Annotated in this window: 22 protein-coding genes; 6 read left to right on the top strand and 16 right to left on the bottom strand. The window is 70.8% G+C overall.

Features of this window, described 5'->3' with window-relative positions; genetic code table 11:
• Position 1: 1 nt before the first annotated feature.
• The 5 genes from kdpF to IF11_RS0105030 all read right to left on the bottom strand — a co-directional run bounded on the left by kdpF (position 2) and on the right by IF11_RS0105030 (position 2,310).
• Positions 2-91, bottom strand: a complete 90-nt coding sequence (gene kdpF, locus IF11_RS38190; protein WP_037727062.1) for a K(+)-transporting ATPase subunit F — start codon at positions 89-91, stop codon at positions 2-4.
• Entirely contained in the window at positions 88-258 is a 171-nt protein-coding gene (locus IF11_RS40715) for a hypothetical protein (RefSeq protein ID WP_157848407.1), read from the bottom strand. Before IF11_RS40715 ends, kdpF begins: the two co-directional genes overlap by 4 nt.
• 126 nt (positions 259-384) lie before the next feature.
• Positions 385-1,167 (bottom strand): DUF3710 domain-containing protein, encoded by a 783-nt coding sequence (locus IF11_RS0105040; protein WP_030350188.1) that lies wholly within the window; start codon positions 1,165-1,167, stop codon positions 385-387.
• A gap of 1 nt (position 1,168) precedes the next feature.
• Entirely contained in the window at positions 1,169-1,693 is a 525-nt protein-coding gene (gene dut, locus IF11_RS0105035) for a dUTP diphosphatase (protein WP_030350187.1), read from the bottom strand.
• Positions 1,690-2,310: a PaaI family thioesterase gene (locus IF11_RS0105030; RefSeq protein WP_240627771.1), complete on the bottom strand. Its 621-nt coding sequence runs from the start codon at positions 2,308-2,310 to the stop codon at positions 1,690-1,692. Before IF11_RS0105030 ends, dut begins: the two co-directional genes overlap by 4 nt.
• A gap of 58 nt (positions 2,311-2,368) precedes the next feature.
• Between IF11_RS0105030 and IF11_RS0105025 the strand changes: the two genes are divergently transcribed.
• Entirely contained in the window at positions 2,369-2,827 is a 459-nt protein-coding gene (locus tag IF11_RS0105025; RefSeq protein ID WP_030350185.1) for a DUF3093 domain-containing protein, read from the top strand.
• Between the two features lie 27 nt (positions 2,828-2,854).
• Here IF11_RS0105025 and IF11_RS0105020 read toward each other — a convergent pair whose 3' ends face one another.
• From IF11_RS0105020 to IF11_RS0105005, 4 genes are all read right to left on the bottom strand, one after another.
• Complete coding sequence (locus tag IF11_RS0105020; RefSeq protein WP_030350184.1) at positions 2,855-3,769, bottom strand: hypothetical protein; 915 nt, start codon at positions 3,767-3,769, stop codon at positions 2,855-2,857.
• Positions 3,770-3,782: 13 nt separating this feature from the next.
• Positions 3,783-4,079 (bottom strand): DUF4193 domain-containing protein, encoded by a 297-nt coding sequence (locus IF11_RS0105015; protein WP_030350183.1) that lies wholly within the window; start codon positions 4,077-4,079, stop codon positions 3,783-3,785.
• Between the two features lie 403 nt (positions 4,080-4,482).
• Complete coding sequence (locus IF11_RS0105010; protein WP_030350182.1) at positions 4,483-5,715, bottom strand: sensor histidine kinase; 1,233 nt, start codon at positions 5,713-5,715, stop codon at positions 4,483-4,485.
• A 5-nt stretch (positions 5,716-5,720) separates the two neighbouring features.
• Positions 5,721-6,374, bottom strand: coding sequence for a response regulator transcription factor (locus IF11_RS0105005; protein ID WP_030350181.1), 654 nt, complete (start codon positions 6,372-6,374; stop codon positions 5,721-5,723).
• 350 nt (positions 6,375-6,724) lie between these two features.
• On the opposite strand from IF11_RS0105005, the gene IF11_RS0105000 reads away from it, so the two are divergent.
• Positions 6,725-6,907: a hypothetical protein gene (locus IF11_RS0105000; protein WP_030350180.1), complete on the top strand. Its 183-nt coding sequence runs from the start codon at positions 6,725-6,727 to the stop codon at positions 6,905-6,907.
• A 173-nt stretch (positions 6,908-7,080) separates the two neighbouring features.
• On the opposite strand, the gene IF11_RS0104995 is transcribed toward IF11_RS0105000, so the two are convergent.
• Positions 7,081-7,911: an inositol monophosphatase family protein gene (locus tag IF11_RS0104995; protein WP_051745517.1), complete on the bottom strand. Its 831-nt coding sequence runs from the start codon at positions 7,909-7,911 to the stop codon at positions 7,081-7,083.
• 11 nt (positions 7,912-7,922) lie between these two features.
• Positions 7,923-9,050, bottom strand: a complete 1,128-nt coding sequence (locus IF11_RS0104990; protein ID WP_030350178.1) for a ferrochelatase — start codon at positions 9,048-9,050, stop codon at positions 7,923-7,925.
• Positions 9,051-9,210: 160 nt separating this feature from the next.
• Here IF11_RS0104990 and IF11_RS0104985 point away from each other — a divergent pair, with 160 nt between their 5' ends.
• Both IF11_RS0104985 and IF11_RS0104980 read left to right on the top strand, forming a co-directional pair.
• Positions 9,211-10,458, top strand: coding sequence for an MFS transporter (locus IF11_RS0104985; protein WP_030350177.1), 1,248 nt, complete (start codon positions 9,211-9,213; stop codon positions 10,456-10,458).
• Positions 10,418-11,737, top strand: coding sequence for a D-arabinono-1,4-lactone oxidase (locus tag IF11_RS0104980; RefSeq protein WP_030350176.1), 1,320 nt, complete (start codon positions 10,418-10,420; stop codon positions 11,735-11,737). Before IF11_RS0104985 ends, IF11_RS0104980 begins: the two co-directional genes overlap by 41 nt.
• A gap of 57 nt (positions 11,738-11,794) precedes the next feature.
• Here IF11_RS0104980 and IF11_RS0104975 read toward each other — a convergent pair whose 3' ends face one another.
• Positions 11,795-12,622, bottom strand: coding sequence for a hypothetical protein (locus IF11_RS0104975; RefSeq protein WP_030350175.1), 828 nt, complete (start codon positions 12,620-12,622; stop codon positions 11,795-11,797).
• 455 nt (positions 12,623-13,077) lie between these two features.
• On the opposite strand from IF11_RS0104975, the gene sepH reads away from it, so the two are divergent.
• On the top strand, positions 13,078-14,139 hold the full coding sequence (gene sepH / locus IF11_RS0104970) for a septation protein SepH (RefSeq protein ID WP_078490468.1): 1,062 nt from the start codon (positions 13,078-13,080) through the stop codon (positions 14,137-14,139).
• 95 nt (positions 14,140-14,234) lie between these two features.
• Here the strand turns inward: sepH and IF11_RS0104965 are convergent, their stop codons facing one another.
• Positions 14,235-15,062, bottom strand: a complete 828-nt coding sequence (locus IF11_RS0104965; RefSeq protein ID WP_030350173.1) for a sulfurtransferase — start codon at positions 15,060-15,062, stop codon at positions 14,235-14,237.
• A gap of 211 nt (positions 15,063-15,273) precedes the next feature.
• Between IF11_RS0104965 and IF11_RS0104960 the strand changes: the two genes are divergently transcribed.
• The gene (locus IF11_RS0104960) at positions 15,274-16,050 is read left to right on the top strand and encodes a VOC family protein (RefSeq protein WP_030350172.1); all 777 of its coding nucleotides are present in this window, start codon (positions 15,274-15,276) and stop codon (positions 16,048-16,050) included.
• Positions 16,051-16,122: 72 nt separating this feature from the next.
• Here IF11_RS0104960 and IF11_RS0104955 read toward each other — a convergent pair whose 3' ends face one another.
• The 3 genes from IF11_RS0104955 to IF11_RS0104945 form a co-directional block, all read right to left on the bottom strand.
• The gene (locus IF11_RS0104955; protein WP_030350171.1) at positions 16,123-16,764 is read right to left on the bottom strand and encodes a thymidine kinase; all 642 of its coding nucleotides are present in this window, start codon (positions 16,762-16,764) and stop codon (positions 16,123-16,125) included.
• Between the two features lie 67 nt (positions 16,765-16,831).
• Positions 16,832-18,028, bottom strand: a complete 1,197-nt coding sequence (locus IF11_RS0104950) for an alkaline phosphatase family protein (protein ID WP_030350170.1) — start codon at positions 18,026-18,028, stop codon at positions 16,832-16,834.
• On the bottom strand, positions 18,028-18,624 hold the full coding sequence (locus IF11_RS0104945) for a DUF5998 family protein (RefSeq protein WP_030350169.1): 597 nt from the start codon (positions 18,622-18,624) through the stop codon (positions 18,028-18,030). The genes IF11_RS0104950 and IF11_RS0104945 overlap by 1 nt, the downstream gene beginning before the upstream one ends.
• Positions 18,625-18,667 lie beyond the last annotated feature (43 nt).

The raw sequence follows: 18,667 nt of genomic DNA, 5'->3' as shown, positions 1-18,667 counted from the left end.
CTCAGAACCTCTCCGGGAAGAGGAGGGCGAGGACGAGATAGCCCAGCAGGGCGACGGCCACGACCAGGCCGACGATGTTCTCGGCGGTCACAGCTTCGTCACCCCCTTGGCGATGAGGGCCACCAGCGCGAAGACCGCGATCGTGGTGACGACGAAGGCCAGGTCGGCCATCGGGTGCTCCTGAATGAGTGCGGAAGATCTGACCCCCTGAGGAAACCCGCTGATCCGGCGGACTCCGCTTCCGTTGACGGGTCTCATACGGATGAGGGCTCCGGCTTGACGCACTTCCTACGGTCACGCCCGTGACCTGTGAAAAGACCGGTGAAAACAACGATGGGCCGCACCCCGTGAAGGGGTGCGGCCCACGCTATTCGCGGTCAGGTGTCAGCGCACTTCGGTGATCTCCGGACCGCGCTGGAGCTGTCCCATGCCACCGGAGAAGCGGGATCCCTCCTGCTCCTCCTGCTGGACGCCCTCGGCCACCATCTGCGCGTCGTCCGGCAGCTTGAGGACGATCGGGTCGCGGGGCGCCATCGGTCCCTCGCCGCGTACGACGACGGTGTCCCGGAAGATCTGTTCCAGCAGCCCCGCGGCCTCGGGCTGCACCGCGCCCTGCCCGGAGATCACACCGCGCAGGAACCAGCGCGGTCCGTCGATCCCGATGAAGCGCACCAGCTGGACGCCTCCGGTGCCGTCCGGCAGCTGTACGGGCACCTGGGCGCGCAGCTCCCAGCCCAGCGGGCCCTCGACCTCGTCGATGATGCCGCCCTGCTGGGTGATGCCGGAGGCGATCTCCTCGCGGACCTCGCCCCAGATACCTTCCTTCTTGGGCGCCGCGAAGGCCTGGAGCTGTACGGCGCTGTCGCGCACGACGACGGTGGCGGCGACGATCGCGTCACCGGCGACCTCTACCCGCAGCTCCATGCCGTCGACCGCGGGGACGAAGACGCCCCCCAGATCCACCCGGCCCTCTTCGGGCTGGGAGACCTCGGAGATGTCCCAGGGACCGTCGGGCCTGGGCGCCGGCGGAAGGTTCGCCCGGCGGGGTGCGTCCCCCGCCTCGCTGTCATCGGCGTCCACGCCGACGCCGTCGGTGAGCTGCCCGGCCTCGCCCGCTGCGTCCGCCGTGCCCTCTGCGGAACCACTCTTCTTGCGACGTCCGAACACGTCACTGTCCTTCCCGGTCGGATACGACCGAAGCGTATCGATTCCCACCCTGTACCCCGCCCACGGCGGAATGACCACCGGTGGAGCCGAAGCCCCCCTCGGCCCGCGCCGAGCCGGGAAGTTCCGCCACCTCGTGGAAGCGCACCTTCTCGACCCGCTGGACGATCAGCTGGGCAATCCGGTCGAACCGCTCGAACCGAACACTCTCGCGCGGGTCCAGATTGACCACGATCACCTTGATCTCTCCACGGTACCCGGCATCCACCGTGCCGGGGGCATTCACCAGAGCGACACCGCAGCGGGCGGCGAGGCCGGAGCGCGGGTGCACGAAGGCCGCGTAGCCGTCGGGCAGGGCGATGGCCACCCCCGTCGGCAGGACCGCCCGCTCACCGGGGGCGAGCTCCGCGGCCTCGGTGGTGACCAGATCGGCTCCCGCGTCGCCCGGGTGTCCATACGACGGAAGCGGCGCCTCCGGATCGACACGGCGGATCAGTACGTCAAGGGGGCCGGAAGGGGCAGGGCTCATGGGTTCACCTCGAAGGCGCGGGCGCGCTTGATCTGGTCGGGATCGGCCATGGCCGCCCGGATCTCCTCCTGGCGGCCGTTGTCGATGAAGTGGTCGACCTTGACCTCGATGAAAAGGGCATCGGCACGGACGGCGACGGGTCCCTCGGGGCCGCCGAGCCTGCCGGTGGCGGTGCAGTAGATCTTCCGCCCGTGGACGGCCGTGACCTCGGCCTCCAGATACAGCGACGTGCCCACCGGTACGGGCCGTACGAACTCGGTCTGGAGCCGGCCGGTCACCGCGATCACCCGCAGCAGCCAGTTCAGCGAGCCGAGCGTCTCGTCCAGCGCGGTGGCCAGCACACCGCCGTGCGCGAGCCCGGGGGCGCCCTGGTGGGCGGGTTTGACGGTGAACTCGGCGGTGATGCGGACGCCCTCACCGGCGCGTGCCAGCAGCTGGAGTCCGTGGGGCTGTGCCTCGCCGCAGCCGAAACAGTGTTCGTAGTGTGCCCCGAGCGGCTCACCGGGGGCGGGGGCGTCGGGGTGCCGTACCGGCGGTACGGCGTCAGCCGGCGGTGTCAGGGGCCCCGGCCCCGCGGGGGATCCGGGGGGCGCTCCCCGGGATGGCACGTTACTCACAGGCGCAGACCTTACCCGCGCGGTCGCCCGCGAACCGCACCGTGCCAAGCTTGGCTCCATGGAGCCTTCCGCCGCGCGCTACGACGAACGCCTGACCGCCCCCCCGTCCTGGTGGGGGATCGCCGCTCTGATCGCCGTCGCGGGCGGCCTGATCACGCTGCCGATGGGGCCGCTGCCGATGCTCGGCGGGGTGATCGGCGCGGGTGCGCTGGCGGCGGCCGGGGTGAGTTCGTACGGCTCGGCGCGGATCCGGGTGGTGGCGGACTCGCTGGTCGCGGGCGAGGCGAGGATCCCGGTCTCGGCGCTCGGTGAAGCCGAGGTGCTCGACGCCGAGGAGGCGCGGGCCTGGCGGCTGCACAAGGCCGACCCGCGCGCCTTCATGCTGCTGCGCAGCTATGTGCCGACGGCGCTGCGCGTGGAGATCACGGACCCGGACGACCCGACGCCGTATGTCTATGTGTCGACCCGCGACCCGAAGGCGCTGGCGGCGGCGCTGAACGCGGTACGGGCCGCCTGAGAGCCCGCTCGGCGGGCGGCGACCTGGCTAGTGCCCCAGTTCCCTGGGCAGCTCGGCGGGAAGCTCCGTGGGCCGCTCCAGCGCCGGCAGCGCGTGCAGCGTGTCCCAGGGGATCTGGCGGGCCCGCAGGTCCTTGCGGATGCGCTCGGCGACCTTCTTGGTGTCCCGCCGGTTCATCATCGCGCCGACAGCCGCTCCGATCATGAACGGAACGAGATTCGGCAGGCTGCGGACCGTGCGCTTCATGATCTGCTGCCGCAGCTCGCGTTTCATCCGGCCGCTCAGCGCGCCGTTGAAGGTCGACGGTCTGGTGATGTCGACCCCGCGCTCCTCCGTCCAGGACGTCAGATAGGCGGCGCTGCGCTCCCTGAGCGTGCCGGACGGGCGCAGTCCGTAGACCTCGTGCAGCTCCGCGATGAGCTTCAGCTCGATCGCGGCGACGGCGGTGATCTCGGCTGCCAGCTCGGCCGGCATCGCGGGCGGTACGGGCATCATCGCGGCCGCGCCGATACCCGCGCCGACCGTGGAGGTGCTGTTCGCGGCGCCCGCGACCAGCTTGTCCGCCAGCTCCTCCGGACCGAGGCCCGGGAACTGCTTGCGGAGCGTGGCGAGATCGCGGACCGGAACCCGAGGAGCGTTCTCGATGATCCGGTCGGCGAGATGGGCCAGCGCCGCCTTGGCGCTGTCGCCGCCCCTGCGTACACCCCGTTTGACGGTGTCCAGGCGCCGGCCCCCGGTCTTGGGACCACCGTGGTCTTCCCGGACCGCTTCGAGCGAGGCCGGCCGGCCTCGCTCGTCGTCACCCGCGCCGGAACGGGGCGACAGGGCGGAGTGCTCGGCAGCGGGCTGAACGCCTTCCGCCGGGCCTGTGCCGCCCTCATACACCTCCGGTGAACCCTTACGCCGGAAGCGCCGTTTCCGGAACGGTGTGTCGCCTGCCACGGCCGGCCTGACCTCAGTCGCAGTCGCGGCAGATGGGCTGGCCGTTCTTCTCCCTGGCGAGCTGGGAGCGGTGGTGCACCAGGAAGCAGCTCATGCAGGTGAACTCATCCGCCTGCCTGGGCAGCACCCGGACGGACAGCTCCTCGTTGGAGAGATCCGCGCCGGGCAGTTCCAGGCCCTCGGCCTGCTCGAACTCGTCGACGTCGACCGCTGACGTGGACTTGTCGTTCCGACGGGCCTTCAGCTCTTCAAGGCTGTCCTGATCGACGTCGTCATCGGTCTTGCGTGGGGTGTCGTAATCCGTTGCCATGTCGCTCTCCCCCTCTGGGTGTCTGTGGTGTCTCAGCGCGGGTAACGCGTGAGAGGCCGGACTTGTGCCCGACCTGAGGCGGAGATTTTGCCTCACATCAAGGTCTGTTACTCAATCGACACCCAACCGGACTCACGTGGAGTGATCGGCTTCGGGTGGCGAAGGGGACCGTACACGGTCCCAATGTCGTACTTCACGGGCGCCACCCCGTGTACTTCCCGTGATCCCGACCCCTGGAAACCCGGACTTTACCGGCTTTCCGTTGAAGGCTTGATCACGCAGAGTGGATAGGCGGGAATTCGACCCTGTGATCGATCACACATGGGTCCGCCGGAAACTGACGCCGAGAATTCCGCGCAAAGCGAACAAAGCAATCTTCTGCCCGAACACTCCGCGCAGTCTCTCAGACCGGGAGAGTGACACGCATCACGAGTCCACCGCCTTCGCGCGGTTCGGCGTGAATTCGTCCGCCATGGGCGCGCGCGACGGATCTGGCGATCGAAAGACCGAGGCCAACGCCCTTGTCACTGCCGGTGCGCTCCGTCCGTAGCCGCCGGAACGGCTCGAAGAGATTATCGATCTCGTACGCGGGAACCACGGGACCGGTGTTCGATACCACCAGGATCGCCTGGCCCTGCTCGATCGCGGTGGTGACCTCTACCCAGCCGCCCTCCGGGATGTTGTACCGGACGGCATTCTGCACCAGATTCAGCGCGATCCTTTCCAGCAGGACGCCGTTGCCCTGCACGATGGCGGGCACACGTTCGCCACGGATCTCCACCGCCTTCGCCTCCGCCTCGGAGAGCGCCTGGTCCACCGCCCGGGTCGCGACCTCGCCGAGATCGACCGGTTTTCGCTCCACGATCTGGTTGTCGCTGCGGGCCAGCAGCAACAGGCCCTCCACCAGCTGCTCGCTGCGCTCATTGGTCGCGAGCAGGGTCTTGCCGAGCTGCTGGAGCTCCACGGGCGCCCCCGGATCGGAGAGATGGACCTCCAGCAGGGTGCGGTTGATCGCGAGCGGTGTACGCAGCTCGTGCGAGGCGTTCGCGACGAACCGTTGCTGCGCGCTGAAGGCCCGCTCCAGCCGCTCCAGCATCTCGTCGAAGGTGTCGGCCAGCTCCTTGAGCTCGTCGTCGGGGCCGTCCAGCTCGATGCGCCGGGACAGGTCGGAGCCGACCACGCGACGCGCGGTACGGGTGATCCGGCCCAGCGGCGAGAGGACCCGGCCGGCCATCGCGTAGCCGAAGGCGAACGCGATGACGCTGAGGCCGACCAGCGCGAAGAGCGAGCGGCTGAGCAGATCGTCGAGCGCCTGCTGGCGCTGGTGGTTGACGCAGGCGTTCATCGCCGCGTTGAACTCTTCCGGGGGTGCCTGGTCCGGGAAGTTGCAGACGTCGCTGCTCACCTTGCCCGTCACGATCTTGAAGGGCAGCTCGCTGCCCACGTGCAGGGCCTGTGCGGCCAGCAGATAGATGATCGAGAGCAGCAGGATGCCGGCGATCAGGAACATGCCGCCGTAGAGCAGCGTGAGCCGTATCCGGATGGTCGGACGCACCCAAGGAAGCGACTGGTCCGGGCGTCTGGGGTCCCAGGTCGGTTTCGGGGGCGCCGCGGGGGGCGCGGGTGTACTCGCCACGGACATCAGATCCGGTATCCGGAGCCGGGCACCGTGACGATCACGGGTGGCTCACCGAGCTTGCGGCGCAGCGTCATGACGGTCACGCGGACGACATTGGTGAACGGGTCGGTGTTCTCGTCCCACGCCTTCTCCAGCAGCTGCTCGGCCGAGACGACCGCGCCCTCGCTGCGCATGAGGACTTCGAGCACCGCGAATTCCTTGGGGGCGAGCTGGATCTCCCTGCCGTCGCGGAAGACCTCGCGGCGGTTGGGGTCGAGCTTGATCCCGGAGCGCTCCAGCACGGGAGGCAGCGGTACGGTCGTACGGCGGCCGAGCGCCCGTACCCGCGCGGTCAGCTCGCTGAACGCGAAGGGCTTGGGCAGATAGTCGTCCGCGCCCAGCTCCAGCCCCTCGACCCGGTCGCTGACATCGCCCGAGGCCGTGAGCATGAGGACCCGGGTGGGCATCCCCAGCTCGACGATCTTCCGGCAGACGTCGTCGCCGTGGACGACGGGCAGGTCGCGGTCGAGCACGACCACGTCGTAGTCGTTCACCCCGATGCGCTCCAGGGCCGCCGCTCCGTCGTACACGACGTCGACGGCCATGGCCTCCCGGCGCAGTCCGGTGGCCACCGCATCGGCGAGCAGTTGCTCGTCCTCGACGACGAGTACGCGCACGTCGCTGTTCCTTCCTCTGGGCCCGTCACCCGTGATCAGGGCAGGTTGTATCACTGGCTGTGCGGGCCCATCCTGCCCTTAACGGCCATAAACCGGCGGTAAGACGATGCCGGATGACCTGGCACCTCCGGGAATGGACCGGATTTGTTGATGCGTTGAGGTTTCTCGGCGGCGGACCGTGGGGAAGACGATTTCACACCCGAGATCACGCCCTGTTTGTGGCATGCCACACCCTTATCTGTCATCCAGAGGCAGTGGGTGCGTGATCTTCCCGCCGTCGGCACACCCCCGTGCCACCGACCACGACGTCGGCACACCCCCGTGCCACTGACCCACGACGAGGGGGCGCAATGGACGCGTTCACCGCCGGGCTTCTGCAGCGTATAAAGGCCACGGAAACGGATCTCACCCATGCCCGTGAAACGGGCGACGACTTCCTCGCGGATGTCGAACAGGAAGAGCTGGACGACCTTCGCCGGCTTGCCGCCGAGCACGGCGTGGATGTGGAGGTCGGCGCCGCCAGTGGCGTCTGACCTGCACCGCGGTCGTACAGACACCGTCGTACAGCCGTAGCCGTACAGACATACAGAATCTAGACAATTACAGAGCCGTAGATACCTACAGAGAAGGGCCCCGGCGCCGAGGGGAACGGTGCCGGGGCCCTTCCATGTACCCGTCCGACCGGCTCTCCGATCGGTGCTCTGTCCTAGTCGTGCCAGGCGCCGTACTCCTCCAGCAGCGCCTGGAGGGGCTCGAAGACGCCGGGAACGGCGGCCACCGTCAGGTCGTAGCCCGGCCGGGTGCCGGGACGGCCGCCCGTGAGCGCGCCCGCCTCGCGGGCGATGAGATCACCGGCCGCCAGGTCCCAGGGGTGCAGTCCGCGCTCGTAGTAGCCGTCGAGCCGCCCCGCCGCGACATCGCAGAGGTCGGCCGCCGCCGAACCGCCGCGGCGGATGTCGCGCAGCTGGGGGATCAGCCGCTGGGCGATCCCCGCCTGATGGGTGCGGACGGCGGTGACGTAGTTGAAGCCCGTCGACACCAGGGCGCGCTCCAACGGCGGAGCGGGGCGGCATCCGATCGGGCGGTCATTGAGGAACGCTCCGCCGCCGCGCACCGCGCGGAAGATCTCGCGGCGCAGCGGGATCGCGACGACTCCGGCCAGCGTCTCGCCGTCGCGTTCGGCGGCGATGGAGACGGCCCAGGTGGGCAGCCCGTAAAGGTAGTTGACCGTGCCGTCCAGCGGGTCGATGACCCAGCGGACCCCGCTGCTGCCCGCCGAGCTGGCGCCTTCCTCACCCAGGAAGCCGTCGTCGGGGCGGTGTTCGGAGAGATAGCCGGTGATCAGTTTCTCGGCCGCGATGTCCATCTCGGTGACGACGTCGATGGGGCTGGACTTGGTGGCGGCGACGGCCAGATCGTCGGGGCGGCCGTCACGCAGCAGCGCGCCGGCCCGGCTCGCCGCCTCCAGGGCGAGTGCCAGCAGTTCGTCGCTCAGGGCGTCCTCGTTCGGGGCGTCCTCGTTCGGGGCGTCGGTCACAGCGGGCTCCTTCAGGCGTACGGGCTGTCGGCGCCCGCCGCGGCGGGCCTGGGGGCACGGGCGGGGCAGCAGCCGACCGGGCAGAGGTCATGGCTCGGGCCGAGCGCGCCCAGGGAGCAGCGTTCCACCGCGCGCCCCCGCTCGGTGGCGGCGCGTTCCAGGAGGAGATCACGTACGGCCGCGGCGAAACGCGGGTCCGCCCCCACCGTCGCCGAGCGGCGTACGGGGAGCCCCAGCTCGGCGGCCTTGGCGGTGGCTTCGGTGTCGAGGTCGTACAGGACCTCCATATGGTCGGAGACGAAGCCGATGGGGGCCATCACGACGGCCGGGACGCCGGCGCCGTGCAGGGTCTCCAGGTGGTCGCAGATGTCCGGCTCCAGCCACGGGATGTGCGGGGCGCCGCTGCGCGACTGGTAGACGAGCTCCCAGGGATGCTCGACGCCGGTCTCCTCGCGGACCGCGTCCGCGATCAGCCGGGCGACATCGAGATGCTGCGCCACATAGGCACCGCCCTCGCCGTGGGCCTCGACGGGCCCCGAGGTGTCGGCGGCGGCGTCGGGGATGGAGTGGGTGGTGAAGGCGAGATGCGCGCCCGCGCGTACGTCCTCCGGCAGGTCCGCGAGCGAGGCGAGCACGCCGTCGACCATGGGACGTACGAAACCGGGGTGGTTGAAGTAGTGGCGCAGCTTGTCCACCCGGGGCACCGCGAGCCCCTCGTCGGCCAGGGTGGCGAGCGCGTCCGCGAGGTTCTCGCGGTACTGGCGGCAGCCCGAGTACGAGGCGTACGCGCTGGTGGCGAGGACGGCGATACGGCGCCGGCCGTCCGCGACCATCTCGCGCAGGGTGTCGGTCAGATACGGCGCCCAGTTGCGGTTGCCCCAGTAGACCGGCAGATCCACGGCGTGCTCGGCGAAGTCCTTGCGCAGGGCGTCCAGCAGGGCGCGGTTCTGTTCGTTGATCGGGCTGACCCCGCCGAACAGGAAGTAGTGCTTGCCCACTTCCTTCAGCCGTTCCTTGGGGATGCCACGGCCCCGGGTCACGTTCTCCAGGAACGGAACCACATCGTCCGGGCCCTCGGGACCGCCGAAGGACAGCAGAAGCAGAGCGTCGTAGGGGGAAGTCGCGAGCTGTTCTGGCATGTGTCCGATCCTCCCACCCGGCTCTCCGCGCCCGGCAACCGCGCCCCGCCCGGACCCCGCCCGGAATCGCCCCGCGCCGCCCGGCCGGAAATCGGGGCGCGCGCGCCGGACCCGCGACCGTAAGCTGTATCGCCAGATTCATTCCTTACCGGAGCGTCCGTTGCCCAGTTCCTACCACGCGATATTCGCCGCTCCCGGTACCAAGGGATTCAGTGCGGCCGGACTGATCGGCAGATTGCCGCTCGCCATGATGGGCATCGGCATCGTGACGATGGTCTCCCAGCTCACCGGGCGTTACGGGCTGGCGGGGGCGCTCTCCGCGACGCTGGCGATGTCCGCCGCGCTGCTCGGTCCGCAGATCTCCCGGCTCATCGACCGGCACGGTCAGAGCCGGATCCTGCGGCCGGCGACCCTGGTCGCGGTGACGTCCGTGGCGGGGCTGCTCGTCTGCGCCCAGCAGTCCGCCCCCGACTGGACCTTGTTCGTCTTCGCCGCGGGCGCCGGCTGTGTGCCGAGCCTCGGCGCGATGGTGCGGGCGCGCTGGGCCGCGATCTACCGGGGCTCACCGCGCGAACTGCATACCGCGTACGCGTGGGAGTCGATCGTCGACGAGGTCTGCTTCATCTTCGGCCCGATCGTCTCCATCGGGCTCTCGACCGCATGGTTCCCGGAGGCGGGCCCGCTGCTGGCGGCCGTCTTCCTGGTCATCGGTGTCGTCTGGCTGACCGCGCAGCGCGCCACCGAGCCCGTACCGCAGCCGCGCGAGCAGCACACCGGGGGTTCGGCGCTCCGCTCCCCCGGGCTGCGCGTCCTGGTGGCGACCTTCGTCACGACCGGAGCGATCTTCGGCGCGGTCGATGTGGTGACGGTCGCCTTCGCGGAGGAACGGGGTCACAAGGCGGCGGCGAGTCTGGTGCTGGCCGTGTACGCGCTCGGGTCCTGCCTCGCCGGGGTGGTGTTCGGGCTGCTGCATCTCACCGGTCCCCCCGCGCGGAGGTGGCTGGTGGGTATCTGCGTGATGGCCGTGAGTATGATCCCCCTCCAACTGGCCGGGAACCTGCCGTTCCTGGCCGTGGCGCTCTTTGTCGCGGGCCTCTCCGTCGCACCGACGATGGTGACGACCATGGCCCTCGTCGAAGCGCACGTACCGCGCACCAAGCTGACCGAGGGCATGACCTGGACCAGTACCGGGCTCGCGGTCGGCGTGGCGCTCGGCTCGTCGGCCGCCGGCTGGGTGGTCGACGCGGCCGGCGCCGAGGCGGGGTACGGGGTGCCCGTCGCGGCGGGCACGGCCGCGGCCGTGGTGGCGTTCCTGGGGTATCGCCGGCTGCGCGGGCCGGTGCCGAGTCGGGGAGGGCGCGGGACGGATGACCAGGAACCGTACAACGGCCACGAGAGCGTGGCGTAACTGGGCGGGGACCGTCACGGCCCGTCCGGCCCGCGTGGTGACGCCGGCCTCCGTCGAGGAGCTGACCGGGGTCGTACGCCGGGCGGCGCGGGACGGGCTCCGGGTCAAGGCCGTCGGTACGGGCCACTCCTTCACCGCGGCCGCCGCCACCGACGGGGTGCTGATACGCCCCGATCTGCTCACCGGCATCCGGGAGACCGACCGGGCGGCGGGCACCGTCACCGTGGCGGCGGGCACCCCGCTGAAACGGCTGAACACGGCGCTGGCCAGGGAGGGACTGTCGCTCACCAATATGGGCGACATCATGGAGCAGACCGTCGCGGGCGCCACCTCCACCGGCACCCATGGCACCGGCCGGGACTCGGCGTCCATAGCCGCCCAGATCCGGGCCCTGGAGCTCATCACGGCCGACGGCTCGCTGCTGCGCTGCTCGGCCGAGGAGAACCCGGAGGTCTTCGCCGCCGCCCGGATCGGGCTCGGCGCGCTGGGTGTGGTCACCGCGGTCACCCTGGCGGTGGAGCCCGTCTTCCTGCTGACGGCCCGTGAGGAGCCGATGACCTTCGACCGGGTCACGGCCGAGTTCGACCAGCACGTCGCGGAGAACGAGCACTTCGAGTTCTATTGGTTCCCGCACACCGGCAACTGCAACACCAAGCGCAACAACCGCAGCGCGGGTATCGCGGCCCCGCCCGGCCGGCTCAGCGGCTGGATCGACGACGAACTCCTCTCCAACGGCGCCTTCCAGGTGGCCTGTTCGCTCGGCCGCGCCGTTCCCGCCACCATCCCCGCTCTTTCCAAGATCTCCAGCCGCGCGCTCTCCGCCCGTACGTACACGGACATCCCTTACAAGGTCTTCACTTCCCCGCGCCGGGTGCGCTTCGTGGAGATGGAGTACGCACTGCCGCGCGAGGCCGCGATCGGAGCGCTGCGCGAGGTCAAGGCGATGATCGAGCGTTCCCCGCTACGGGTGAGTTTCCCCGTGGAGATACGGACGGCCCCGGCGGACGACATCGCGCTCTCGACGGCGTCGGGCCGGGAGACCGCGTACATCGCGGTGCATCTGTACCGGGGCACGCCGTACCGCTCCTACTTCACCGCGGTGGAACGGATCATGACCGCGCACGGCGGCCGGCCGCACTGGGGGAAGATCCACACCAGGGACGCGGCCTATCTGTCCGGGGTGTATCCGCGCTTCGGTGAGTTCACGGCGGTACGGGACCGGCTCGATCCGGACCGGCTGTTCGGGAACGACTATCTGCGGCGGGTCCTCGGGGACTGAGTGCCGATGCCCGTCCCGCACCCCGCTCCCCCGTCCTCCGTCCTCGTGGCGGTCCGGCTACGGGCCGGTCGTCGCGGAGTTGCCCGTTCCGGGGTCACTCGTTCCGGTACTTCCGGAGCCGTCGGAGGGCGTCGGTGCCGGGCTGGAGGCGCCGGAGCCGGAGGGGGTGGCGGAGGGCGTGGTGGACGGGGTGGCCGACGGATCCGTGCCGCCGCCCTGTCCCGTGTCCGTACCCGTGCTCGGTCCGGTGCCGGGCGATCCGCCCGGGTCCGTACCGCCGGTGCCGCCCGACGACCGCCCGTCCGGTGTCCCGCTCGGATCGCCGCCGGGGTCCGGCGAGTTGGCGGGGTCCTTCGACGGGGTGGAATCGCCGCCACCGCCGCGTACGACGTATCCGACGGTCGTCCCCTTGCCCCCGTTCAGATCCTGCCCGGCGGCCAGTTCGAACCCGGTGATGCCGACCATCGCCACCACGAAGACGACAACGGCCGCGCGGAGCGGGCGCTTCCAGCCCCGTACCCGGGTGCCATGGGTGGTGGCCTCCCCGAACTCCCCGTCCAGCACGGGCGGATCGGCGGGATCGTCCCGTACCGGCACCTGCCGGCCGCCCGGCTTCACCTGGACGGTGACCTCCCGTATCTGCTCGCCGGTGCGCCGGAACAGATGCTGGAGGACCGGGCCGCCGCAGGTGGCGATCACGCTGACCACACCGGCGCCGACGATCGTCCCGTACACGCCGAGCCGGGAGGCGAGCACGGCCGCCGCGACCGCCGCGAACGCGCTGCCCGCGACCTGCGGCACGCTCAGTTCGAGCCGCTGCGCCCGCCGCTCCCCGGATACCTCGCTCTCGTCCTGTCGCGTACCGCTGCCCGGCCTCTGATCCATCTACAGTCCCTGATCGCCCATCTGTCCCACCTTGCACCAGGAAAGGACAACTGAGCGAAACGGATAGTTCCGATTTCGGGGATTCTGTGAAGCAGGACACCCGTTCGGGATCGTCACCAGGACCCAACTCCCCTACCCTGGGAGAACTTGGGCGGCGCGCCGGTCCACCCCCGTGGCCCGAATGGAGTACTGTGGCGAGCCCTGGGGCCGGACTCCCTCATGGGCGTCCGGGACCTACGGGAAGGGGGCCGAACGTGGCACTCGATCCGGCGGAGCCGTGGCACCGTACGGGCACCTGCTGCAGAGAGTGACCCGGTTCGTCACTCTGCGTCGCAAACAGGTAACCGTGTCATCGGCGATCCAGGACCCATGCCCGACACGCCGGGCAGCACGGAAAGGTTGTGGCAGGCTGCACCCGGGCAGGCCACACTCGACTAGCGGAAGCAGCGACGCACGTGACGTCGGCAGGCACCACCCGGGAGGTCCCCATGCCCGAACTGCGTGTCGTGGCCGTCTCCAACGACGGCACACGACTGGTGCTCAAAGCTGCCGACAGCACGGAATACACGCTTCCGATTGACGAGCGGCTGCGCGCCGCCGTGCGCAATGACCGCGCGCGTCTCGGCCAGATCGAGATCGAGGTGGAGAGCCACCTCAGACCGCGTGACATCCAGGCGCGGATACGAGCCGGTGCCTCCGCCGAGGAGGTCGCGCAGCACGCCGGAATCCCGGTGGACCGGGTCCGCCGCTTCGAGGGGCCGGTGCTCGCCGAGCGCGCCTTCATGGCGGAGCGGGCCAGGAAGACGGCCGTGCGCCGCCCCGGCGAGAACACCGGGCCCCAGCTCGGTGAGGCCGTACAGGAGCGGCTGACGCTGCGCGGCGCCGACAAGGAGACCGTGCAGTGGGACTCCTGGCGCCGCGACGACGGCACCTGGGAAGTCCTGCTGGTCTATCTGGTCGCGGGCGAGCCGCACTCCGCGAGCTGGACGTACGACCCGCCCCGGCGGCTCGTGCAGGCCGTGGACGACGAGGCGCGCGCGCTGATCGGTGACACGGACGACACGGTCGCCGCGAAGGAGCCGAGCTTCCCGTTCGTGCCCCGGATCGCCCGGCTGCCGCGCGACCGGCCGCTGGATCGTTCCCTCGACCGGCAGCTGGAGCGGCCGGTCGCGCCGGAGCCGGACGATACGAGCGAGCGCGATTCGCTGACCAGCCTGCTGGAGGCCGTGCCGAGCTTCCGCGGCGACATGGTGGTGCCCGAGCAGCCGACGGGTCCGGCCGCGGACCAGGAAGAGGAGCCGGACGCCGAGGAGCCGGTGGCGCCCGCCGCCTCCGCCGGTGCCGGGTCGGCGTACGCGGATGTGCTGATGCCGCGTTCGGTGGCCGGTCACCGGGACCGGCTCACGGGCACGACGGACCGCCAGGCGGAGGCGGACGGCGTACGTCCGGGCCGGCGGGCCGCGGTGCCGAGCTGGGACGAGATCGTGTTCGGTACGCGCCGCAAGAAGCAGGATTAGCACGTCCGTACATACGGAGCAGGAGGGGCCGGCACTCACCATGACGGGTGAGTACCGGCCCCTTCGGTGTGCTCGGGACCTACCGGGGATCCGGCTTACTGGGGATCCGGTCCCTTGGCGACCGGACGCGAGGTGTCGGCGGACCACTCGGACCAGGAACCCGCGTACAGCGCCGCCGGGATGCCCGCGATCTCCAGGGCCAGCACCTCATGGGCTGCCGAAACCCCCGAGCCGCAATAGACGCCGACCTTCGAATCACCGGTGACCCCCAGCGCCGCGAAGCGGGCCGCGAGGTCCTGGGCCGGGAGGAACCCACCGTTTTCAGCCACGTTCTCCGCGGTCGGCGCCGACAGCGCGCCGGGGATATGGCCGCCGACGGGGTCGATCGGCTCGACATCGCCGCGGTAGCGCTCGGCCGCCCGCGCGTCCAGCAGCAGCCCCTCGCGGGCGAGGGCCGCCGCGGCGGCCGCGTCCAGCAGCGGGAGCGCGCCGGGCGCCGGGGTGAAGTCGCCCTCTTCCGGCGCGGGGATCTCGGTGGTCACGGGGCCGGTCCAGCCGGCCAGTCCGCCGTCCAGGACCCGGACGTCCGGGTGGCCCGCCCAGCGCAGCAGCCACCAGGCGCGGGCCGCCGCCCAGGACTGTCCGCCGTCGTACACCACGACCGGCCTGTCCTGCGAGACTCCGGCCCGGCGCATCGCCGCGCCGAAGGCCGCCACATCGGGCAGCGGGTGCCGGCCGGCCGCGCCTGGCGGGCCCGCCAGTTCCTGGTCGAGGTCGACATAGACGGCGCCCGGCAGATGGCCGGCCTCGTACTGAGCGCGGCCGGGCGGACCGCCGAGCTGCCAGCGGGCGTCGAGGAGGACGGGCGGGCGGGGTCCGGCCGACTCGCAGGCGAGTTCCGCCGCGGTGATGATGGCTGTCATGGACGCCATCCTCGCGTACGATCCGGGCCGCTCATAACGGTGGAGAAACGGGGGGTAAACAGCGAATCGAGATCCCGCCAAATGCGGCGCGGTCATCCGGCGCCGGATGGCGGTGGGTGACAGCATCTTCACGGCTGTACGGCCATGTCCCGCACGGCGGCTCGCGCTCGGCCCAGGGCCGCCATCACGAAGGTCCGAGGAGAGAGTGACGATGACCGAGGCAGCGATCCGGCGCACACCCGGCACACCCTGTTGGGTGAGTCTGATGGTGCACGGCCTTGCCGCGACCGAGGAGTTCTACGGAGCGCTGTTCGGCTGGGAGTTCCAGCCGGGACCGCAGCAGCTCGGACCGTATGTCCGCGGACTGCTCGACGGCAAGGCGATCGCGGGCATCGGCCAGCTGCCGCCCGACCGGCAGCTGCCCATCTCCTGGATGACCTATCTGGCGACGGACGACGCCGATCTGACGGCCGAGACGATCAGGAGCTGCGGCGGCACCGTCGGCGTGGGACCGCTGGACGCGGCGGAGGCCGGCCGGATGGCCATAGCCGCGGACCCGTCGGGTGCGGTCTTCGGGATCTGGCAGGCGGCCGCGCATATCGGCACGGCCGTGGCCGGAGCGCATGGCACACCGGTCTGGAACGAACTGATCACGCGTGAGACATCCTCGGTCGGGAAGTTCTACGAAACGCTCTTCGGCTATGACGTGGAGGAGGTCGTCTCCGCCGACCTCGACTTCATGACGCTGCGTCTGGAGGACCGGCCCGTCGCCTCACTGCGCGGCGTGGGCCGGTCGCTCAACCGCGATCTGGGCTCGCACTGGATGACGTACTTCGAGGTGGACGACACGGACGCCGCCGCGGGGCTGGTGACCGAACTGGGCGGGCAGGTGATCACGCCACCGCACGAGGGGGAGGACGGGCGGCTCGCGACGGTCGCGGACCCGGAGGGCGCGGTCTTCACGATCGTACGGTCGGCCACGCGCTGACCGGCGGCGTACCGGCCGCCGCCGGCCCGGCCCCGGTCCGAGATGCGGGCGGGCGGTCTCGGACGCGGCGGCTCAGACCGGGAGGACGTCCGGGGAGAGGGTGGCCGCCCGCGCGGTGGCCGCGGTCATCCGGCGGCGGTGATGGCGCCGGCACAGCACCTCGTACCCGACCTCGCTCCCGTTCTGGTGGACATCCCCGACCACGACCTGCGCTCCCTCGACCACCATGGCGCCGCCGACCGTCCGCGCGTTGTGCGTGGCCCGCGCGCCGCACCAGCAGAGCGCCTCGACCTGGAGGACCTCGACGCGGTCGGCCAGCTCCACCAGCCGCTGCGATCCGGGGAAGAGCTTCGAGCGGAAGTCGGTGGTGATGCCGAAGGCGAAGACGTCCAGTTCCAGATCGTCCACCACCCGCGCGAGCTGGTCGACCTGCTCGGGCGCGAGGAACTGGGCCTCGTCGGCGATGACATAGTCGCACCGGCCGCCCTTGGAGAGCCGGTCCACCAGATACGCGTAGAAGTCGAAGCCCTCGGCGGCCTCGACGGCGTCGGTCACCAGGCCGAGCCGGGAGGAGAGTTTTCCCTCGCCCGCGCGGTCGTCGCGGGTGAAGATCATGCCCTGGAGCCCGCGCGCGGACCGGTTGTGCTCGATCTGAAGAGCGAGGGTGCTCTTTCCGCAGTCCATCGTTCCGGAGAAGAACACCAGCTCTGGCATGAGGGGGTGACGGCCTTTCGGTGACAGGAGGAGAGCCCGGAAACCGCGACAAGCGGTCCGTCAGGCCCTAAGAGCGTACTTCGAGCAGCGGGACCAGCTGCTCGACGGGGGTCATCGAACCGTGCATCGCGACCATCGCCGACTCGTGCGGCTCCTGTACGGAGGCGGTGATCGCCACCACGTCGTGGGCCGCCGCGACGACATCGCCGATCCGGTCGTACACCCGCTCGTCCATCGCGCCGGGCGGTCCGAACCAGCCCGCCGCGATCGCCTCGTCACGGCTCGCCACCCAGAAGCGGTCGCCGAGCACCTCGCGCCAGACGGTGAGCACATCGCTCTCGGCGCCCGGTACGGCGTAGACATGGCGGGCCCGGCCCTCGCCGCCGAGCAGCGCCACCCCGGCGCGCAGCTCCCAGTCCTCGTCGAAGTCGATGCGCGACTCCTCGTCGAAGGGGATGTCGATCATGCCGTGGTCGGCGGTCACGTAGAGCGCGGCCCGGGGCGGCAGTTGCTCGGCGAGGCGCTGGGCGAGCCGGTCGACATACATCAACTGGCCGCGCCAGGCGTCGGAGTCGACACCGAAGCGATGGCCCTTGCCGTCGACCTCGCTGTAGTACGTGTAGACCAGCGACCGGTCCCCCGCGCCGAGTTGCTCGGCCGCGAGATCCATCCGCTCCTCGCCGGAGAGCCGGCCGAGGAAGGTCCCGCCGCTGAGCGCGACCTTGGTGAGCGGGGTGTGGGCGAAGGTCGGCGACGAGACCTGGGCGGTGTGGACGCCCGCGGCGTCGGCGAGCTGGAAGACGGTGGGGTACGGCTGCCAGACGTGCGGCGCGGTCCAGGGCTTCCAGCGGAGCTGGTTCATCAGCGCGCCGGTCGCGGGGTCGCGGACGGTGTAGCCGGGCAGGCCGTGTGCGGCGGGCGGCAGGCCCGTACCGACGGAGGCGAGGGAGGTCGCGGTGGTGGCCGGGTAGCCCGCGGTGAGGGGGCGGCCCGTGTTGCCGCGCGAGCTGCCGAGCAGCGAGGTCAGATACGGAGCTTCGTCGGGGTGGGCCTTGATCTGTTCCCAGCCGAGGCCGTCGATCAGAAAGACGCAGTTCCGGTCGGCGGGGGTCAGTTCGGGGATGCCCGCGGTCAGGTTCGGTACGCCCTGGCCGGCCGCGAGCGTGGGCAGCAGATCGGCGAGCGAGCCGCTGCCGTACTCGGGCAGCGGCGCGGTGTCGAGGGCGAGCGGGACGGGGTCCTGCCAGAGGGCTTCGGCGGCCATCAGCGGCCGGGCGCCGTGCCGGCGGCGGTGGCTTCGGAGAGTGCCTGGGCGAACGCGAGCGTCTGGCGGACGGTGTCCGGGCCGTCTCCGGCCTCGCTGACGCGCAGGCTCAGATCGTCGGCGGTGGAGCTGCCGGTGTAGCCGTGGTCCGCCTCGCAGTTGGGGTCGCCGCAGGCGGCGGGCTCCAGATCGATCCGGGAGACGGCGCCCCAGCCGATGGTGAGGACGACTTCGCGCGGCGGGGTGCCGGGGGTGTAGGACTCCGGGTTGGCGACGACGCGGCTGACCACGACCGACGAGATCCGGTCGAGCTTGACCGACTCGGTGGAGGTGGTGGCGTACGGGGTCGGGGAGCTGGAGTCGGCGGCCTGCTCGTCGGTGTGGCTCACGATGAAGCGGTGGGCGGTCAGGACGAGGACGGTGACATGCCGGCGCACCTCGTTGGCGTCGAAGGTGGTCTCCTGGTGCACCACGTACGACGCGATCGGCTCGCCACCGACTGCGGCCTCCACCGCCTCGGCCACGAGAGCCGGGTAGTAGCCGCTGCGCTCGATCGCCGTGCGCAGCCCCTGGGTCGTCGTACCGGTCTTCGCCATGGGCTCCATCCTACGGTGGCCGGATGGCTGCCGGAGACGCCCC

Source organism: Streptomyces scopuliridis RB72 (assembly GCF_000718095.1).
Taxonomy (GTDB): Bacteria; Actinomycetota; Actinomycetes; order Streptomycetales; family Streptomycetaceae; genus Streptomyces; species Streptomyces scopuliridis.
The sequence above is the reverse complement of the archived record's forward strand: the minus strand, read 5'-3'. Positions and strand labels throughout refer to the sequence as shown.